Source organism: Phyllobacterium sp. P5_D12 (assembly GCF_054049495.1).
On sequence record NZ_JBFUMG010000043.1, the window covers coordinates 1 to 17982 of the forward strand.

Annotated in this window: 13 protein-coding genes and 1 pseudogene; 7 read left to right on the top strand and 7 right to left on the bottom strand. The window is 58.2% G+C overall.

The annotated features are described in order from the left end of the window. Nucleotides 1-670: pseudogene (locus tag ACXJ5O_RS05365) on the top strand (GumC family protein); the annotation flags it as partial. Between the two features lie 586 nt (nt 671-1256). Here ACXJ5O_RS05365 and ACXJ5O_RS05370 read toward each other — a convergent pair. Next, nucleotides 1257-2513, bottom strand: a complete 1257-nt coding sequence (locus ACXJ5O_RS05370; RefSeq protein WP_457299006.1) for a sarcosine oxidase subunit beta family protein — start codon at nt 2511-2513, stop codon at nt 1257-1259. 339 nt (nt 2514-2852) lie between these two features. On the opposite strand from ACXJ5O_RS05370, the gene folD reads away from it, so the two are divergent. Beyond that, on the top strand, nt 2853-3752 hold the full coding sequence (gene folD / locus ACXJ5O_RS05375; protein WP_457299007.1) for a bifunctional methylenetetrahydrofolate dehydrogenase/methenyltetrahydrofolate cyclohydrolase FolD: 900 nt from the start codon (nt 2853-2855) through the stop codon (nt 3750-3752). Nucleotides 3753-3790: 38 nt separating this feature from the next. Next, nucleotides 3791-4753: a GlxA family transcriptional regulator gene (locus tag ACXJ5O_RS05380; protein ID WP_112551443.1), complete on the top strand. Its 963-nt coding sequence runs from the start codon at nt 3791-3793 to the stop codon at nt 4751-4753. Here the strand turns inward: ACXJ5O_RS05380 and edd are convergent, their stop codons facing one another. The 3 genes from edd to zwf all read right to left on the bottom strand — a co-directional run bounded on the left by edd (nt 4754) and on the right by zwf (nt 8833). Continuing rightward, on the bottom strand, nt 4754-6577 hold the full coding sequence (edd, locus tag ACXJ5O_RS05385) for a phosphogluconate dehydratase (protein ID WP_457298996.1): 1824 nt from the start codon (nt 6575-6577) through the stop codon (nt 4754-4756). It abuts the gene before it with no gap. A gap of 67 nt (nt 6578-6644) precedes the next feature. Beyond that, complete coding sequence (gene pgl, locus ACXJ5O_RS05390) at nt 6645-7349, bottom strand: 6-phosphogluconolactonase (protein WP_457298997.1); 705 nt, start codon at nt 7347-7349, stop codon at nt 6645-6647. An 11-nt stretch (nt 7350-7360) separates the two neighbouring features. Beyond that, nucleotides 7361-8833, bottom strand: a complete 1473-nt coding sequence (zwf, locus tag ACXJ5O_RS05395) for a glucose-6-phosphate dehydrogenase (RefSeq protein ID WP_457298998.1) — start codon at nt 8831-8833, stop codon at nt 7361-7363. 141 nt (nt 8834-8974) lie between these two features. Between zwf and ACXJ5O_RS05400 the strand changes: the two genes are divergently transcribed. From ACXJ5O_RS05400 to ACXJ5O_RS05410, 3 genes are all read left to right on the top strand, one after another. After that, nucleotides 8975-10450 (top strand): aldehyde dehydrogenase family protein, encoded by a 1476-nt coding sequence (locus ACXJ5O_RS05400; protein ID WP_457298999.1) that lies wholly within the window; start codon nt 8975-8977, stop codon nt 10448-10450. Nucleotides 10451-10491: 41 nt separating this feature from the next. Then, a complete protein-coding gene (locus tag ACXJ5O_RS05405; protein WP_457299000.1) occupies nt 10492-11241 on the top strand; it encodes an SDR family oxidoreductase in 750 nt (249 codons plus the stop codon). Between the two features lie 223 nt (nt 11242-11464). Beyond that, a complete protein-coding gene (locus tag ACXJ5O_RS05410; protein ID WP_457299001.1) occupies nt 11465-12307 on the top strand; it encodes an oxidoreductase in 843 nt (280 codons plus the stop codon). Nucleotides 12308-12419: 112 nt separating this feature from the next. On the opposite strand, the gene ACXJ5O_RS05415 is transcribed toward ACXJ5O_RS05410, so the two are convergent. Beyond that, nucleotides 12420-14021 (bottom strand): inorganic phosphate transporter, encoded by a 1602-nt coding sequence (locus ACXJ5O_RS05415; protein ID WP_457299002.1) that lies wholly within the window; start codon nt 14019-14021, stop codon nt 12420-12422. 417 nt (nt 14022-14438) lie between these two features. On the opposite strand from ACXJ5O_RS05415, the gene ACXJ5O_RS05420 reads away from it, so the two are divergent. After that, complete coding sequence (locus ACXJ5O_RS05420) at nt 14439-15563, top strand: beta-ketoacyl-ACP synthase III (RefSeq protein WP_457299003.1); 1125 nt, start codon at nt 14439-14441, stop codon at nt 15561-15563. On the opposite strand, the gene ACXJ5O_RS05425 is transcribed toward ACXJ5O_RS05420, so the two are convergent. Together ACXJ5O_RS05425 and ACXJ5O_RS05430 are read right to left on the bottom strand one after the other, a co-directional pair. Beyond that, nucleotides 15505-16617 carry a calcium-binding protein gene (locus ACXJ5O_RS05425; protein ID WP_457299004.1) on the bottom strand — a complete coding sequence of 371 codons (1113 nt, stop codon included), beginning with the start codon at nt 16615-16617 and terminating at the stop codon, nt 15505-15507. The genes ACXJ5O_RS05420 and ACXJ5O_RS05425 overlap by 59 nt on opposite strands. Nucleotides 16618-16839: 222 nt before the next feature. After that, entirely contained in the window at nt 16840-17982 is a 1143-nt protein-coding gene (locus tag ACXJ5O_RS05430; RefSeq protein WP_457299005.1) for an NAD(P)/FAD-dependent oxidoreductase, read from the bottom strand.

The following is a 17982-nucleotide window of genomic DNA, read 5'->3' on the forward strand; positions in this document are numbered from 1 at the left end:
GAATGACCTTGTCGACGTACAGGGCAGGTTGATCAGCGATGATGAAATCACGCGCACGAATGATGAACTCACTCAGGCGCGTAACCAGACGATCCGGCTTAAGGCGCAGGCTGACTCCATCCGCAATACCTCCGTCGAGGGCGTGCTCGGCAACACGCTGCCGGAAGAATTCCGCTCCGGTGTTATCGTCGCCCTTCGCTCGCAATATGGCGCGCTGAAGCAACAGGCGGATGGCCTCGCCACCAAGCTCGGACCGCGCCATCCGCAACTCATTCAAGCCCAGTCGCAGGTGGTTGGCGTYCGCAACGAAATCCGCAACGAGCTCGGCCGTATCGCGTCCTCGGTGCAGGTGGAACTACAGCGTGCCACCCAGCAGGAACAGGACCTGTCATCACGGCTGGCGCAGCTGAAAGCGCGTACCGCCAACAACAACGAGGACATGGTCAAGCTGCGCGAGCTCGAACGGGAAGTTACCGCCAAGCGCGAAGTCTATGAAGCCTTCCTGTTGCGCGCAAAAGAAACTGGCGAACTCGAAGGCATGAACACCACCAATATCCGCGTCATTTCCCCGGCGCGCCCGGCGCTTGAAAGCACTGGTGGTTCGCGCAAGCTCGTTGCAATTGGCGGGCTGCTCGGTGGGCTGTTGGCCGGTCTCGGTATCGCCGTGTTGCTCGGCATGATCGAAAGCTTCCGCGCCGGTAATCGTGCTCCTGTTTATGTCGAAGATGAACCGCCAGTCGATCCGGTGCCGCCATCCGGTACGAAGCGTACAGTTTCGCCGGAAAGCACTGGTCCTGTGTCCGCAGTGCCTGCTGAATCGCGGCTTGACGCGGCAATACGGCGTGCGCAGACACGGTCCATGATGTCGGATAAATCCGAAATCGAGAATTCAGCGCATTCCGCTGATGACGAGGCGGCAATTGCCGAGTTTCTCTACGAACATGCTGACGCGCTGACCGAGCCACGCCCTCATGACAATTCGAACATCGAGGAGATGTTGGCCGAGATCGCCAAGTTGCGCGAAGTCCTGAATCGACGTGCCGGCTGAGTTCTTATCTCCCCGCTTGCGGGGGAGAAAGCGATTTCAGCATCTTAGCCTCTTTGCTAAGTGCTAGAAATCGCAAGAGAGGGGATTTGCTTCACTGAACTACCCCCTCGCTTGGATTTTCCAAGGATTTAGCGAAGAGGCTAGATCCAGGAAAATCCTTTCTCTCCCACAAGGGGAGAGATAATCGCCATCAGCCGTTGCGCATTACTTAATGCAACCTTGGTGTAGGGCCTTGCCCTTTGTCGTCTATGACGTAGCCGCGATAAAACCGGTCCAGTGTAAAGGGTGCGGACAGCGGATGCGGCTCGTCCTTGGCGATCGTCCAGGCGAAGCATTTTCCTGAAATCGGCGTCGCCTTGAAGCCGCCGTAGCACCAGCCGGTGTTGAGATACATGCCCGGCAGTGGCCCCGTCGTGATGATCGGCGAGCCGTCCATGGTCATGTCCATGATCCCGCCCCACGAGCGTAGCAGCTTGACGCGCGCCAGTGCCGGGATAAGCGCAACGAACTCGCTCATCACATCCTCCACCACCGGCAGATTGCCGCGCTGCGCGTAGGAATTATAGCCGTCGATGTCACCGCCAAAAACAAGGCCACCCTTGTCGGACTGGCTGAAATAGAGATGACCGCCGCCGAACGTCGCCACTGTATCGACCACAGGCTTCAGCGCTTCCGAGACGAAAGCCTGCAGCACATGTGATTCAAGTGGCAGGCGCTCGATACCGGCGCGCCGCATGAGCTCGCTGGTGTGCCCCGCGACGGCGCAACCAACCTTCTTGGCATTGATCGGCCCGCGTGTTGTCATGACCCCTGTGACGGTGTCGCCGTCCTTCAGGAAGCTGGTGACCTCGCAATTCTCGATGATATCGACGCCGAGCTGGTCAGCGGCGCGCGCGTAACCCCATACGACCGCATCGTGCCGTGCCGTTCCGGCACTACGCTGCATCAAACCGCCAAGAATGGGAAAGCGCGTGTTACTGCTGATGTCCAGGCCGGGGATAAGTTTCTTGATTTGCTGYGGATTCATCAATTCGCAGTCGRTACCGTTGAGCCGCATCTGGTTGCCGCGCCGCGCATAGATATCGAGCTGCGGCAGCGTGTGGGCGAGATTCACCACGCCGCGCTGCGAGAACATCACATTGTAGTTGAGGTCGTGGGACATGGTTTCCCATAGTTTCATCGACGCTTCGTAGAAATGCTGGTTCTCTGAAAGAAGATAGTTGGAACGGATGGCTGTGGTGTTGCGGCCGATATTTCCGGATCCGAGCCAGCCCTTTTCAACGACGGCGATATTGCGCATGCCGTGTTCCTTGGCCAGGTAATAGGCGGTGGCAAGACCATGGCCGCCACCGATGATCACCACGTCATAGGCTGGTTTCGGGTCGGGCTTGCGCCAGGCAGGCTTCCAGTCCTTGTTGCCGTTGAGAGCATTTTTCAAAAGGCTGAAAGCTGAATAGCGCATCATGAATTCCGGATTCGAATAAGATTTCGCGATCATGCTTGGATTCATCGCGTTCGCCAAGCCCTGAGAGCCCGTTTGGAAAGTCGCTGCGGTGAGGCATATGGCGTGGTTTTCGAGAACCGGAGCGCAGCGTACATAAAGTACGTGAGCACTGGAAGCGCAGAAAAACGCGTCAGATGACCGCCGCAGTAGATTTTCCACATGGGCTCTGAGCGTCGTATCATCGCATTGCTCTACGGGGGCGCTTTCGCTATTGCGTCAGTGAACGCCGTTATGACGGTATTGTTGGCGCGTAAAATCAACAGAATGGCGCTCAAAACCGTGAACTTCCAGGAGCAGCACATGGCAGTGACGATCAATGGCAAGGAAATTGCCGAGGACGTGGTTTCGAAGGTCAAAGCTTCCGCCGCCGATCTGATCGAAATCAGCGGGATCACACCCGGCATCGCCGTTGTTATCGTTGGCGAAGACCCGGCCAGTCAGGTCTATGTTGCGTCAAAGGGCAAGAAGGCGCGTGAATGCGGCTTTCACTCCGTCCAATATACTTTGTCGGAGGATACTTCAGAGGACGAGCTTGTCGCGCTGGTTGAAAAGCTCAATGCCGATCAGCTGATCCATGGCATCCTCGTCCAGCTTCCTTTGCCGAAACACATCGATTCCGGCCGTATCATCCAGACGATCTCTCCAGACAAGGACGTTGACGGCTTCCATTTCGTCAATGTCGGCAAGCTGGGCACCGGCGAAATCGAGACGGCTTTCGTACCCTGCACCCCAGCCGGGTCGATGCTATTGATCGAGCGTATCTTGGGACGCGATCTTTCCGGTCTCAATGCGGTGGTCATTGGCCGTTCCAACATCGTCGGCAAGCCGATGTTCAACCTTTTGCTCGCCCACAACGCCACAGTTACCATAGCCCATAGCAAGACCAAGGATCTGGCCGCCCTTTGCCGGACGGCCGATATTCTGGTTGCTGCCGTCGGCAGGCCGCAAATGGTAAAGGCCGATTGGGTCAAGCCCGGCGCAACGGTTATCGATGTCGGTATCAACCGCATTCCAGCTCCCGAAAAGGGCGAGGGAAAGACCCGCCTCGTTGGTGACGTGGACTTCGCTGACGTGTCGATGGTCGCTGGTGCTGTTACGCCGGTTCCGGGTGGCGTTGGGCCCATGACCATCGCCATGTTGATGGCCAACACGCTTGTCGCCGCCTATCGCTCGGTCGGCGAAGTGCCACCGCGCTTCTGATCCATTTGCTCTTACAGGGAATCCGGTTAGAACAACGCATGCCAGAAGCCCTCAAAGTCACCAGAACCTTTGCCTTTCTGCTCGTCGACAGATTCCCGATGTTCAGCCTCGCGGCGGCTATCGATACCATGCGCACGGCCAACCGCATGTCGGAGGAGGCGTTCTATTCCTGGACTACCGTTTCCGCCAATGGCGCAGCGGTGACCGCTTCAAACGGGCTCGAAATCAACGTTCAATATGCGCTGGCGGATTTGCCCAGCGCCGACATCACCTTCATTTGCGCCGGGTTGACGACTGAATTTGACGACAAGGCCAAGGTCATCGCCACCCTGCGCACCCTGGGACGTCGCGGCGCCGTGCTCGGCGGACTGAATGTAGGCAGTTACATTCTGGCGGAGGCGGGGCAGTTGGAAGGTCATCGCTGCACCATACACTGGGAAAATCGCGCTGGCTTTCAGGAGCGGTTTCCGCAGATCGAGTGCACCGGCAATGTCTTCGAAATCGATCGAAAGCGCTATACCTGCGCCGGAGGTACGACTTCGATCGATTTGATGCTGGAGATCATCAAGCAGGACTTCAGCCCGGCTCTTGCCAATGAAGTGGCGAACCAGTTCCATCACGAACGTATTCGCTCGCAGACCGATCGCCAGCGCGTCGGCCCCGAACGGGATCTCACAGGCAAGTCGGAGAAGCTGCGCAAGATCGTCGAGCTGATGGCGGACAATCTTGAACAGCCGAAATCGGCTGTTCGTCTTGCCAAGGCCGTGGGCCTGTCGGTCCGGCAGGTGGAGCGGCTATTCCTGCGCCATCTCAACATGACGCCGGGCCGTTATTATATGAGCCTGCGCCTCGAGCGCGCGCGCGAACTGTTGCGCCAGACCCATTCGCCCATCCTGGATGTGGCGCTGGCGACAGGCTTCACGTCGCATTCCTATTTTGCCCAAAGCTACCGGGCACAGTTCGGCCGCTCACCCTCCGATGAGCGCCGTACGACTTACTGATCAACCGAAAACTGAAGCGCCGTTTTCTGCCTTTCCAACAACATTGCGGAAGGCCGCAAAGAGTTCGCGTCCCATGCCGTAGCTGTTGTGGCTAATATCCACCTCTGGCGTCGGACGAGCTGCGAGAACCTCCGGGTCCTCCAGCACATCGAGCGTACCGATCTCGGCATCGAGCCGAACCACATCGCCATCCCGGATCTTGCCGATGATGCCACCATCGAGGGCTTCCGGCGTCACATGGATAGCCGCCGGAACCTTGCCGGACGCGCCGGACATGCGCCCGTCAGTGACCAAGGCAACCATATGGCCGCGATCCTGTAGCACGCCTAGGGCAGGTGTGAGCTTGTGCAGTTCGGGCATGCCATTGGCGCGAGGCCCCTGGAACCGCACGATCGCGACGAAATCGCGGTCGAGCTTTCCGGCCTTGAACGCGTCCTGCAGCGCTGCCTGGCTGTCAAAGACGATGGCTGGCGCTTCGATGATGTGCCGGTCGGCTTTCACGGCCGATGTCTTTATCACTGCGGTGCCGAGATTGCCCTTTAGCATCTTGAGGCCGCCCGTAACCTGGAACGGCTGCTTGCAGGTCGACAGCACCTTTTTGTCGGCGCTTTCCGCAGCCACCGGCTCGCGCAACACAGTGCCGTTTTCACCGAGCTTCGGCTCGATCGTATAGGCGCGCAAACCTTCCGATCCGCCCCAGACAGTCTTGACGTCCTCGTGCAGGAGGCCGCCGTCGAGCAACTCGCGGATAATATAACCCATGCCGCCGGCGGCATGAAAATGGTTCACGTCGGCAAGACCATTGGGGTAAACGCGCGCCAGCAACGGCACGACGTCGGAAAGATCAGAAATGTCCTGCCAGGTCAGCTTGATGCCGGCAGCGGCAGCCATGGCGACAAGATGCATCGTATGATTGGTCGAGCCGCCCGTGGCGTGCAGGCCGACAACGCCATTGACGATACTACGCTCATCGATCATTTCGCCGACCGGTGTGTATTCATTGCCAAGCGCCGTAATCGCAAGCGCCCGCTTCGCCGCTTCACGCGTCAGCGCGTCGCGCAAAGGCGTGCCCGGATTGATGAACGACGAACCCGGCATATGAAGGCCCATGATCTCCATCAGCATCTGGTTGGAATTCGCCGTGCCATAGAAGGTGCAGGTGCCAGGCCCATGATAGGACTTGGATTCGGATTCGAGCAGTTCTTCGCGCCCGACCTTGCCTTCCGCATAGAGCTGGCGCGTCTTGGCCTTCTCGTCATTGGGGAGGCCGGTGGTCATCGGGCCTGCAGGAATGAACACTGCGGGTAGATGACCAAAGGTCAGCGCGCCGATCATGAGGCCCGGCACGATCTTGTCGCAGACGCCGAGATAGACTGCCGCGTCGAACATGTCGTGCGACAGGCCGATGGCGGTCGCCATGGCGATCACATCACGCGAAAACAGTGAGAGCTCCATGCCGGGCTGGCCCTGCGTCACGCCATCACACATGGCGGGAACGCCGCCCGCAACCTGCGCTACGCCGCCAGCTTCCTTCGCTGCGGCCTTGATCAGGTTGGGATAAGTCTCAAAGGGCTGGTGCGCCGAAAGCATGTCATTGTAGGAGGTGATGATGCCGAGGTTCGGCACGACATCGCCAGCGAGCGCCGCCTTGTCGGAAGGGCTGCAGGCTGCAAACCCATGGGCGAGATTGGCGCAGGCGAGCGCCGAACGCTTTGGCTTGCGCGATGCCGCTTCGCGAAGATGATCGAGATAGACATCGCGTGTCGGCTTCGACTGTTCGCAGATGCGATGGGTAATGCTTTTCACCCGTTGCAGGACGGTCATTTCATGTCTCCTTATGGCGTTTGCCCGGAAGTTTGGGAGCCTTCCCGGCAATCACACGCTCCGAGCCTCAGGGAGCCCAGAAAATCTCGAGCTCAATCGGCTCGTATCGCAATATCGCGCGTATCGGCATGTCGGTTGTCGCGCCACGTCTAAGAGCCGCCTCAAGGGTCGTACGCTTGCCCGCGCCTTCAATATGTAGCGCCACGAAGCGTGCATTGACGATTGCCGGCAGTGTCAGCGTCAGCCTTGGCTCGCCTGCGCCTTCTGCATGCATCGGCAGCACCAGCTCTGGCTGATCTGGCGATATCGCATCGCTCAATCGGTCTCCGCCGGGAAAGAACGACGCGGTATGACCATCGCCGCCCATGCCGAGAATGACGACGTCGAATGGCTGTCCAATCCCCGCAATGGCTTGCCCTGCCATTTTAGCACCTTCTTCGACGTTCGGCGCGTGATTGTAGAGGCCTACAAACCTGGCCTTGATCGCGTGATTCTGCAGAAGCATCTCTGTCACGAGCTTCTGGTTTGAACGGTCGCTGGTCGGCGGTACGAAGCGCTCGTCCACCAGCGTGATCGTGATCTTGTCCCACGGCAAATCCTTGAGTGACAGCATCTTGAAAAACCGGGCAGGGGTTGTGCCGCCCGATACGGCCAGCACAGCCTTGCCGCGTGCCTCCACTGCGTCCGCCAGACGCGCCGCGACTGTCGAAGCGAGGGCTTCGGCAAGCGCATTGCCATCGGCAAAACTGTTCAGTCGCGGATCTGCTGTCATGGGATCAAATTTCACTCAGGTTCATGCCATGTGCGGTTGTCGCGTTCGATAAGCGCGATGGCCGCCGATGGACCCCACGTGCCGGCGGTATAGCCTGCCGGCGGCTGTTCGGTTTCGGCCCAGGCCTTCAGGATCGGGTCGACCCATTGCCACGCTGCGACCACTTCGTCGCGCCGCATGAACAGCGTCTGGTTGCCGCGCACCACGTCCATGATCAGCCGTTCATAGGCGTCGGGGCTACGCGCGGTGAAGGATTCGGCAAAGGTCATGTCCAGAGGAACGTGACGCAGGCGCATGCCGCCCGGACCCGGGTCCTTGATCATCATCCACTGCTTGACGCCCTCGTCCGGCTGCAGGCGGATAACGAGCTGGTTGGCGACAACGCGGCCGGCACTCTCACCGAAGATCGAATGCGGGATGGGCTTGAACGACACGACGATTTCGGAAGCACGTGATGCCAGGCGCTTGCCGGTACGCAGATAAAACGGCACCCCGGCCCAGCGCCAGTTGGCGATTTCGGCCTTGATGGCGACGAATGTTTCGGTGTTGCTGGGGTGTTCCAGCTCTTGTATGTAGCCCTTCACTGCGCCGCCTGAAGAAGCGCCAGCGCGATATTGGCCGCGGACAGTAAGCTCGTCGGCGTTCTTCGACGTTATCGGGCTGAGCGAACGCAGCACTTTCAACTTTTCGTCACGCACCGCATCCGCATCCATTGATGCCGGCGGTTCCATAGCCACGAGGCAGAGCAGCTGCATGATGTGATTTTGCACCATGTCGCGAAGTGCACCCGCCGTATCGTAATAGCCAGCACGATTTTCCAGCCCGACAGATTCAGCAACGGTAATCTGCACGTGGTCGATATGAGCGGAATTCCAAAGAGGTTCATACAGCGCATTGGCAAAACGCAGCGCCATCAGGTTCTGCACGGTCTCCTTGCCGAGATAATGATCGATGCGGAAAATCTGCTGTTCGTGAAAAACGTGGCCGATCGTATCATTGAGTGCGATGGCTGACTGAAGGTCGCGGCCAATCGGCTTCTCGACGATAATACGCGTGTGGTCATGGACCAGCTTGTAGCTTTTCAGGCGGCTTGAAATATCGGCGAAAAGGGATGGGCTGACGGCAAGATAAAAGGCGCGGACGCGTTTGGTATCATTGCCGATTTCAGTCTTCAGCTCTTCCCAGCCATTGTCGGAAGTGGCATCGACCGCGACATACGACAAGCGTGCCAGGAACTGATCGACCTGCTTCTGGTCGAATTCGGTCGGCTTCACGAATTCCTTGATCGCGTTTTCCGCGAACTTGCGGTAGTCGTCGTTCGACATGGGCGAACGGGAGGCGCCGATGATGCGGGTCGGTTCTGAAAGCTGGCCACCACGCTGGCGTTGATAAAGCGCCGGGATCAGCTTGCGCTCGGCAAGGTCGCCGGTACCTCCGAACACGATGCAATCAAAGGGATCAACCGGGATAATCTGACTTGTCATGGGAGAGTCTCGCTAGGCCTGACTTTGCGGGTTGTATAATCTAATCGATTTAAAATGACCAGTCCTGAAGCACGAACTGCGTCAAAATGCATTTCCAATTCGTGTCCTTTCCAATAGGCTCGCAACGAATRGGACGTGATCATGGTACATAATCTATCCAGAGTTGTCGCACAGGATAAGCATTTCCTGAATATCATAAACGGCAGACCTGTTGCCGCATTAAGCCAGGAAACGATCACTGTTTTGTGTCCGTCCGATGGCTTGGCCTTTGCGACCATTCCGGCGTGCGATGCCGATGATGTAGATCGTGCCATACGTGCCGCGCGCGAGGCCTTCGATCATGGTCCCTGGTCAAGGATGCCAGCCTTCGAGCGCGGCAGGCTTCTGACCAAACTTGGCCAGTTGATCGAACAGCACGGTGACGAACTTGCGGCACTCGAATCGCGCGATACCGGCAAGCCAATTCGCCAGGGCAAAGCCGACGTTGCCGCTGCCATGCGTTATTATGAATTCTACGGCGGTGCGGCCGACAAGATCCATGGCGATACGATCCCGTTTCTCGACGGCTATACGGCGCTGACCCTGCGCGAACCGCATGGCGTCGTTGCCGGGATCATTCCGTGGAATTACCCGATGCAGATTATGGCGCGCGTGGTTGGCGCGGCACTTGCCATGGGCAACACGCTGGTCATCAAGCCAGCCGAAGACGCATCGCTCTCGACGATCCGTATCGGCGAACTTGCCATCGAGGCAGGTTTTCCGGATGGCGTCCTCAATGTCATCACCGGCTATGGCCGCGAAGCGGGTGCAGCTCTTTCAGTGCATGCCGGCGTTGACTATGTGACATTCACCGGTTCTCCCGCAACTGGCACAGCCATCCAGCAGGCCGCTGCCGCGAACAATCGCGGCGTGACGATGGAACTTGGCGGCAAGTCACCGCAGATTGTCTTTGCCGACGCGGATATTGAAAAGGCGCTCCCTGTTCTCGTCAATGCAATCATCCAGAATGGTGGGCAGACCTGCTCGGCCGGTAGCCGCATTCTTATCGAGCGTCCGATCTATGATGAGGTCGCTGCAGCGCTGGGTGAGCGTTTCGACAAGCTCGTTGCCGGCCCGCACGATGCCGATCTCGACCTCGGGGCGATGATCAATCCGGCTCAGAAACGCCGGGTTGAAGACTATGTTACGTCGGCTTCCGAGGCAGGTATTGATGTCATTGCGCAGGGTTCTATCGACGTCCACGCCCCGGCCACTGGCTACTATGTGGCACCGGTGCTGTTCGGCGCCGTCGATCCCACGGCCATTATCGCGCAGGAGGAGGTTTTCGGCCCGGTGCTTACGCTGTTTGCGTTTGACGACGAGCAGGAGGCCATAAGGCTCGCCAACCACACGGACTATGGCCTCGTCGCGGGTATCTGGACCAGGGATGGCGCGCGCCAGCATCGCGTTGCCAAGCGCGTGCGTGCGGGGCAGGTCTTCGTCAATGCCTACGGTGCAGGCGGCGGCGTCGAACTGCCATTTGGCGGCTTCAAGAAATCCGGTCATGGTCGCGAAAAGGGTTTCGAGGCCCTTTACGACATGTCCGCGACCAAGACGATCATCTTCCGTCACGATTGATCGAATTTACCAATGACCACCAGCATGTATGAGGAGAAGACATGAAGCGTTTGGCAGGCAAGACAGCAATCATCACCGGAGGAGCATCCGGCTTTGGCGAGGCAATGGCCAAGCGCTTCGCCGGCGAGGGGGCCAACGTCGTCGTTGCTGATCTGAACCTTGTGGGTGCCGAAAAGGTCGCCGCGGATATCGGCAAGACCGCCATTGCCGTTCATGCCGACGTTACGCGCAAGGAAGAAGTGGACGTTATGGTAAAGGCGGCAATGGACGCGTTTGGCCGGATCGACATCATGGTGAACAATGCCGGCTTCACCCACCGCAATGGCGCGATGCTCGGCGTTGACGAGGCGACGTTCGATCTCATCACCGGCGTCAACATGAAAGCGATTTACTATTCCGCGCTCGCCGTGGTGCCTATCATGGAAAGGCAGGGCGGTGGCTCTATCATCACGACCGCCTCGACGGCGGGCCTGCGCCCGCGGCCTGGTCTCACTTGGTACAATGCGTCGAAAGGTTGGGCGATCAGCGCCACCAAATCCATGGCGATCGAACTTGCACCGAAGAACATCCGGGTCAATTGCCTGTGCCCGGTCGCGGGCGAAACACCAATGCTTGGCCTGTTCATGGGCGAGGACACGCCGGAAAAGCGGGCGCAGTTCAAGGCAACGGTCCCGCTTGGCCGCCTGTCCACACCGCTCGACGTCGCCAATGCAGCATTGTGGCTTGCCTCGAGCGAGGCCGACTTTATTACCGGCGTTGCACTGGAAGTTGATGGCGGGCGCTGCATCTGATCGAACGATAAACCTTGAAACATGGGCTAGGTGGGCTACATTGTCAAAGCAAGTCCAGGAAAAGTGCGAAGCGGTTTTCCGTCCGGAATTGCGCAAAACAAAGGACTAGAGCAATTCCGTGTTTCGAAGAAAAACGAAATTGCTCCAGTGTAGCCAAATTTCCCCTGTGCTGCCCTGGCCCCCTCGGACCCCCGTGGCGCTCCCATCTTTCAAGGACATCAACATGACATCGAAACCTGTCTGGTTCATCACTGGCTGTTCAACCGGCTTCGGCCGCGAACTTGCACGCCATACGCTTGAGCTTGGTTATCCGACCGTTGTCACCGCCCGCAACGTTTCACAGATCGAAGACATTGCCAAAGGCCATGAGGACAATGCGCTTTTGCTGAAGCTCGACGTGACCAAGGCTGAGGATATTGAAAACGCCGTCAAAGCCGCGACAGAACGCTTCGGACGCATTGACGTGCTCGTCAACAATGCGGGCATCGGCTATTTCGCCTCCTTCGAGGAAAGCGAGATGGAAGAGGTGCGGCAGATGTTTGAAATCAACGTCTGGGGCCTTGCCAATATGACACGTGCAGTCCTGCCGACCCTGCGCAAACAGCGCTCGGGCACCGTCGTGAATATCTCCTCGCAAGGCGGGTTGGTGGCCAACCCTGCTGTCAGCTTCTACACTGCGACCAAATTCGCCGTAGAAGCGCTGTCGGAAGCTCTTTCAAAGGAAATAGCGCCCCTCGGGCTCAAGGTGCTTATCGTCGAGCCAGGTCCATTCCGCACTGATTGGGCGGGCCGCTCCGCCAATGAAGCCAAACACACGATTGAAGACTATCGCGCCACGTCCGGTCAGCGCGCCGAGATGATCCGCAACATCAGCGGCAATCAGCCGGGTGATCCCGTCCGCGCGGCCAAGGCGATCGTCCAGGCGGTCGAAGCCAAGGATCCGCCGCTGCGCCTGCTGCTCGGCAAACAGGCATTCCAGAACGCCCACGCCAAAATTGCCGACCTTCAGAAGGATTTTGGCGCTTGGGAAAAGGTGACGTTGGGTGCGGATTACCCGGACGCCTAAGTCACCACCGGGTAGGCAAAAAAATGGCCGGCGAAAGCCGGCCAATTTGTTCTAATGCCTGCTTCTTGGGTGTGTTGAAACAGCGCGAGCCCTGGCGGGAAATTCAATATGCCTAGATTAGATGCCGCAAGATCAGGAACAGCGTGAACGACAGCGCGATCGAGACCGGCAAGGTCAAGATCCACGCCATCGCCAGGTTTCGCACGGTTGACATCTGCAATCCTGAACCATTGGCGACCATCGTACCGGCAACACCCGACGATAGGATGTGTGTTGTACTCACCGGCAAGCCCAGGCTATCCGCGGTAAAGATCGTTCCCATCGCCACAAGTTCTGCCGATGCACCTTGTCCATAGGTCAGGTGCGTCTTGCCGATCTTTTCACCGACAGTGACGACGATGCGCTTCCAGCCGACCATGGTGCCAAGACCGAGAGCTAGCGCCACGGCGACCTTCACCCATGTCGGGATGAACTTCGTCGCGTTGTCGATGGCCTTGTGATAGGACTTCACGGCCGTCATTTCCGCATCTTGCAGCGGCAGGGGCTTCTGTTTCTCGACCAGTTTCAGCGCCTCGCCGATCAGGTACATGTCATTGCGCGTGTTGCTGACCATGCCGTTTGGCACGTTGGCGGCCGAACCGTAGGGCGAGATCGACGCACTCGTCTCATCGATGAAGCGCGGCAATGCGGCGGACATCTCGTCGCTCCATGTCTTGGTGCGAACCGCATTGTTGACCACCTCGCGGGCATCGGTCACTGCAATTTCCGGCTTGGCATACTTGTGCAACGCCGTGCTCGCCGCGGTCGAAGCGGCCTTATAGGCCTCAAGATAATTGACGTCCGGCGTGCGGTTCAGGGCAAAGGCGGTCGGAACGACGCCGATCAGGATCAGCATGATCAGGCCCATCCCCTTCTGGCCGTCGTTCGAGCCATGGGCAAAGGAAACTCCTGTGCAGGTGAAGATGAGCAGAGCCCGGATCCACAAGGGCGGCGGGGTATTACCCTTTGGCGCCTCATAAAGCGCCTTGCTCTTGACGAGCACCTTCATCACCAGCAGAAGCAGCGCGGCGACGCCAAAGCCAACGAGCGGTGATATTAAAAGGGACATGCCGACTTCGGTCGCCTTGGACCAGTCGACGCCGCTCGTCACAGTGCCAGCCGGAGCCAGAAACTGGTTGGCAAGGCCCACACCGACGATCGATCCGACCAGCGTGTGCGAGCTTGAAGAAGGAATGCCCAGATACCAGGTGCCGAGGTTCCACAGGATCGCAGCGATCAGCAGCGAGAACACCATCGCAAGACCGGCACTCGAGCCGACCTGCATGATCAGTTCCACCGGCAGCAGCGAAATGATGCCGAAGGCAACAGCGCCGCTCGCCGTCATCACGCCAAGGAAATTGAAGAAGCCGGACCAGATCACGGCAAGTTCGGCCGGCAGCGAATTGGTATAAATCACCGTCGCCACGGCGTTTGCCGTATCGTGGAAGCCGTTGACGAATTCGAAGCCGAGCGCGATGAGCAGCGCCAGGCCGAGAAGTATCCACGGCACCGCGACTGAGCTGGTCAATTCATTGGTGAGGGAATRACCGACATAAACAAGCCCGGCGAGGAGGATGGCTACCACAGCATAATTCGGCCATTGACCGAGACTGCTTGGTTTGTCGAGTGGATGCTCAGCGCGCAGACTGGCATCAGTTGCGTTACTTACGGTCATGACCAGATCCCCAAATGGTTAATGCGGAAAGGCTATGACCCTCACGTGAACCCTTGATGACAAGACGAGGCTCAATTCGGACTACCTTAGGCTTAGAACACCTGCTTCTCCGTTATGACGAACCCCCACCTCTCCGTCATCCTCGGGCTTGACCCGAGGACCCACGGCAAAGGAGAACTACAGGTCCCCTGACGCGCTTGTTGCGCCGTGCCAATGGAAATCAGGGCACCTTAGTCATGGGTCCTCGGGTCAAGCCCGAGGATGACGGAGAGGGTAGTTCCTTATGAAGGAGTGAGTGACGCTCTACGATGGGAACCTCGTTGAAAATGCGGCCTCCGTCTTCAAACCAGACAGCACAACTTGCGCGAAACGCCCGAAAACTCTATCGCTTTTCAAACACAAAATTTTGGAAGCGCCATGCATAAAGTCGTCATCAGCGGTACGGGCGTTTTCACGCCGGAACAGTCCATCAGCAACGCCGAACTGGTGGAGGCGTTCAACACCTATGCCACACGGCAGAACGAGCTCTACGCCGATGAAATCGCCGCAGGCACGCGCGCGCCGTTGACCATGTCAGCGGAGGATTTCATCGTCCGCGCGTCCGGTATCGAAAACCGCTATGTCCTCAACAAATCCGGCATCCTCGATCCGGAGATCATGCACCCGGTCCTGCCCGAGCGCGCAGACGAGGATCTGTCCGTCATGGCGCAGATGGCCGTGCATGCGGCCAGCCTTGCCCTCGCCAAGGCCGGGCGGGATGTGTCGGACGTCGATGCCGTGATTTGCGCCGCTTCCAATCACGAGCGCCCCTATCCGGCCATCGCAATCGAGGTGCAGCAGGCCCTCGGCATCGAAGGCTTCGGCTTCGACATGAATGTCGCCTGCTCGTCGGCCACCTTCGGCATCCAGGCGGCTGCCGACATGATCCGCTCCGGCTCTGCCCGCGCGATCCTCATGGTCAATCCGGAGATCTGCTCCGCGCATCTCGAATGGCGCGATCGCGACTGCCATTTCATCTTCGGCGATGTGTGCACCGCTGTGCTGCTCGAGCGCGATGATCTGGCCACGGCAAAAGACCGCTTCGAGATTGTCTCGACCCGCTGCCTGACGCAGTTTTCCAACAATATCCGCAACAATAATGGCTTCCTGCGTCGCACCCGCGAAGGCCACATGGCCGACCGTCGTGACATGTWGTTCAAGCAGGAAGGCCGCAAGGTCTTCAAACAGGTGGTGCCGATCGTCTCCGACCTTATCCTCACCCATCTCGCCGACGAGAATATCGCTCCAGCGCACCTGTCGCGGCTCTGGTTGCACCAGGCAAACAAGGGCATGAACGATCTGATCGGCGTCAAGGTGCTCGGCCGCGAGCCGGAACCCGGCGAACAGCCCAACATCCTGCAGGACTACGCCAACACGTCATCCGCCGGCTCGATCATCGCCTTCTCGAAATTTTCCGATGACCTCGCTCCCGGCAGCCTCGGCGTCATCTGCTCGTTTGGAGCAGGATATTCGGTGGGAAGCGTGATCGTGCGGAAGGTTTAAGAGAGAAGTCAGTGGACGATGGAAGCCAGGAGAGATCCTTGATGGCTCTCCTGGTTATCGTCTGCGGTGAAATGCTAAACGATGAATACTGTGCTAATACCCGCGACAATTTCCCCAATTGCACAGTTAAGGAACCGGTCTGGCCTTGGCCGTGTATGGTATATACTACAGTATGATCGCCAAATATATTACTTGCGTCGATGTCGTTAAGCGTAATATTTAATCTGCTCAGGTCAATTCGATCACGTTGTCTATCCGGGAAGAATTGGTTTATCGTATCGCCATTTAGATCAGCGACGGAGGCGAAGATAAAGTTKTCGAGGTCGCCCTTTCCATCGAAGGTGTTTGCCAAGGCATTACCCCAAATGTCGTCTCTTTTGTCCGTGCCGACAACATTCTCGATGTTAACATAGGTGTCTCCGACCGCATCAAAGCTACCCTTTCCCGTCTTGAGATTGACTGTAACCCCGCGACTGCCTGGACTTCCTGAATAGTCCACCGTATCTGTCCCCGCTCCTCCGTCCATGTCGTTGTTGCCGGAACTGAAATAGAAAATATCGTTGCCGTCGTCCCCGAAAAGCTTGTCATTGCCCGGCCCGCCATAAAACTTGTCATTCCCGTCGGCACCGTTTATCGTGTCGTCACCATCCATACCCATAAATACATTATTGCCATTGTTGCCAGTGATTGTGTCAGTGTAATTCGAGCCAACGACATTCTCGAAATTCAACAGCGTATCCAGGCCATCTGGCCCGGTGGCGAGACCCAATAAGAGGTTGACTGTTACACTCCCGGTCGCGTTGATGTAGCCTGCCGTGTCATTGCCGTCTCCACCATTCAATATCTCGGGAAGGAGCCCACCCATTGGTGATGTACCGCCTTCGATATAGTCGTTGCCACCGCCGCCATTGATAATATCGAGGCCAGCCAAGCCCTTGATATAGTCACTCGAAGCGTTTCCTGTGATTGTGTCGGCTCGAGATGTTCCTTCGGTGTAGATGGGACTGGTAATGTCAAGTTTAGCCAGCGTGTTGTTGTCGAGATCGATTGCCATAATAAAATCCCTCCCCGTTGGTGAGAGGGCAAGCGCTGCCCTCTCGGGCTGCGGGGCGGTCAACCGTTATGGGGCGTTGAACCCCATAGCCGCAGTATAACAGTATATACCTCTATTTAGTTACATCCAAGTATAATCTGTAATATCTATCGCATAGTCCAGAATAACTACCGAAAACATATACTTAGACGCAAGAATTTTCGATTTTTTATTTGTGGAAGTTTAGATTCTGTCGACCAGCGCATACCAGCTGAGCGCAAGGAATAGCAGCGGCGCCCGGAAAGTCCTTCCGCCGGGGAAGGCGGGCACTTTCAGCTCCTCCAGCAGCTTCAGCCGGTCGCGGTTACCGGCGATGGTCTCGGCATAGAGCTTGCCGACGAAATTCGACAGCATCACCCCGTGGCCGGAATAGCCCCCCGCCGATATCACGTTCGGCATGACCTCGCGCACGAAGGGCTGGCGCGGCAGGGTAATGCCCACCGATCCGCCCCAGGCCTGGGTGATTTCGACATCGGCGAGCGCCGGGTAGATCTCGGCGATCTGGCGGCGGATATGCGTGCTGATGTCGAGCGGGTTGTCCGCCGTATAGGCCTCGCGCCCGCCAAACAGCAGACGCCCGTCTTTCGAGCGGCGGAAATAACGCACGACGAAACGGGAATCGTCGACGCTCTCGCCGCCCGGCAGCACCGGACTGTCGGGCCCGAGCGGCACTGTCGCGCCAATGAACGAGCGGATCGGCATCACGTGCGAAGCGCTGATTGGTTCGAGATTTCCGCCATAGGCGTTGACAGCGATCAGACACTTCGCCGCCGTCACATTGCCGAAGGGGGTCGTAACGATCACGCGGCCGGCTCCGGATTTGATCCCGGTTACCTTGCTGTCCTCGTAGAGATGCGCGCCGGCCTGCGCCGCCGCCTTTGCCGTGCCCACCACCAGCTTCATCGGCTGGATATGGCCGGTGCCCTTGTCATATGTTCCGCCCAGATAGCGCTTCGAACCAAGGCGTTCCGCGGTCTCCGCGGCATCCATGTAGTGGATATGCGGATAACCGAAGCGTGTCGCCATCAGGTCCGCGTGCGCCCGATAGTCCTTCAGGTAGCGCTTCTTGTGCACGACGGACATTTGTCCTGGCACATACTCGATGTCGATCTTGTGGGTCTCGGCAAATTGCAAGAGATGGCTTTTCGCTTCCTCGGCAAGGTCGAAGAGCGCCTTGGCGCGGGTGAAACCATATTGCGCTTCGAGTTCTTCCGCCCAGGCGYGCTGACCGGTGCCGAGCTGGCCGCCATTGCGCCCCGATGCGCCGTCACCGAAGCGCCAGGCCTCGAGCAAGACCACGTCGACGCCTGCCGACGCCAGATGCAC

Excerpts from the sequence above, each read along its gene's own strand:
- folD (WP_457299007.1), top strand. The coding sequence starts at position 2,853 with ATGGCAGTGACGATCAATGGCAAGGAAATTGCCGAGGACGTGGTTTCG.
- ACXJ5O_RS05380 (WP_112551443.1), top strand. The coding sequence starts at position 3,791 with ATGCCAGAAGCCCTCAAAGTCACCAGAACCTTTGCCTTTCTGCTCGTC.
- edd (WP_457298996.1), bottom strand. The coding sequence starts at position 6,577 with ATGACCGTCCTGCAACGGGTGAAAAGCATTACCCATCGCATCTGCGAA.
- pgl (WP_457298997.1), bottom strand. The coding sequence starts at position 7,349 with ATGACAGCAGATCCGCGACTGAACAGTTTTGCCGATGGCAATGCGCTT.
- zwf (WP_457298998.1), bottom strand. The coding sequence starts at position 8,833 with ATGACAAGTCAGATTATCCCGGTTGATCCCTTTGATTGCATCGTGTTC.
- ACXJ5O_RS05400 (WP_457298999.1), top strand. The coding sequence starts at position 8,975 with ATGGTACATAATCTATCCAGAGTTGTCGCACAGGATAAGCATTTCCTG.
- ACXJ5O_RS05405 (WP_457299000.1), top strand. The coding sequence starts at position 10,492 with ATGAAGCGTTTGGCAGGCAAGACAGCAATCATCACCGGAGGAGCATCC.
- ACXJ5O_RS05410 (WP_457299001.1), top strand. The coding sequence starts at position 11,465 with ATGACATCGAAACCTGTCTGGTTCATCACTGGCTGTTCAACCGGCTTC.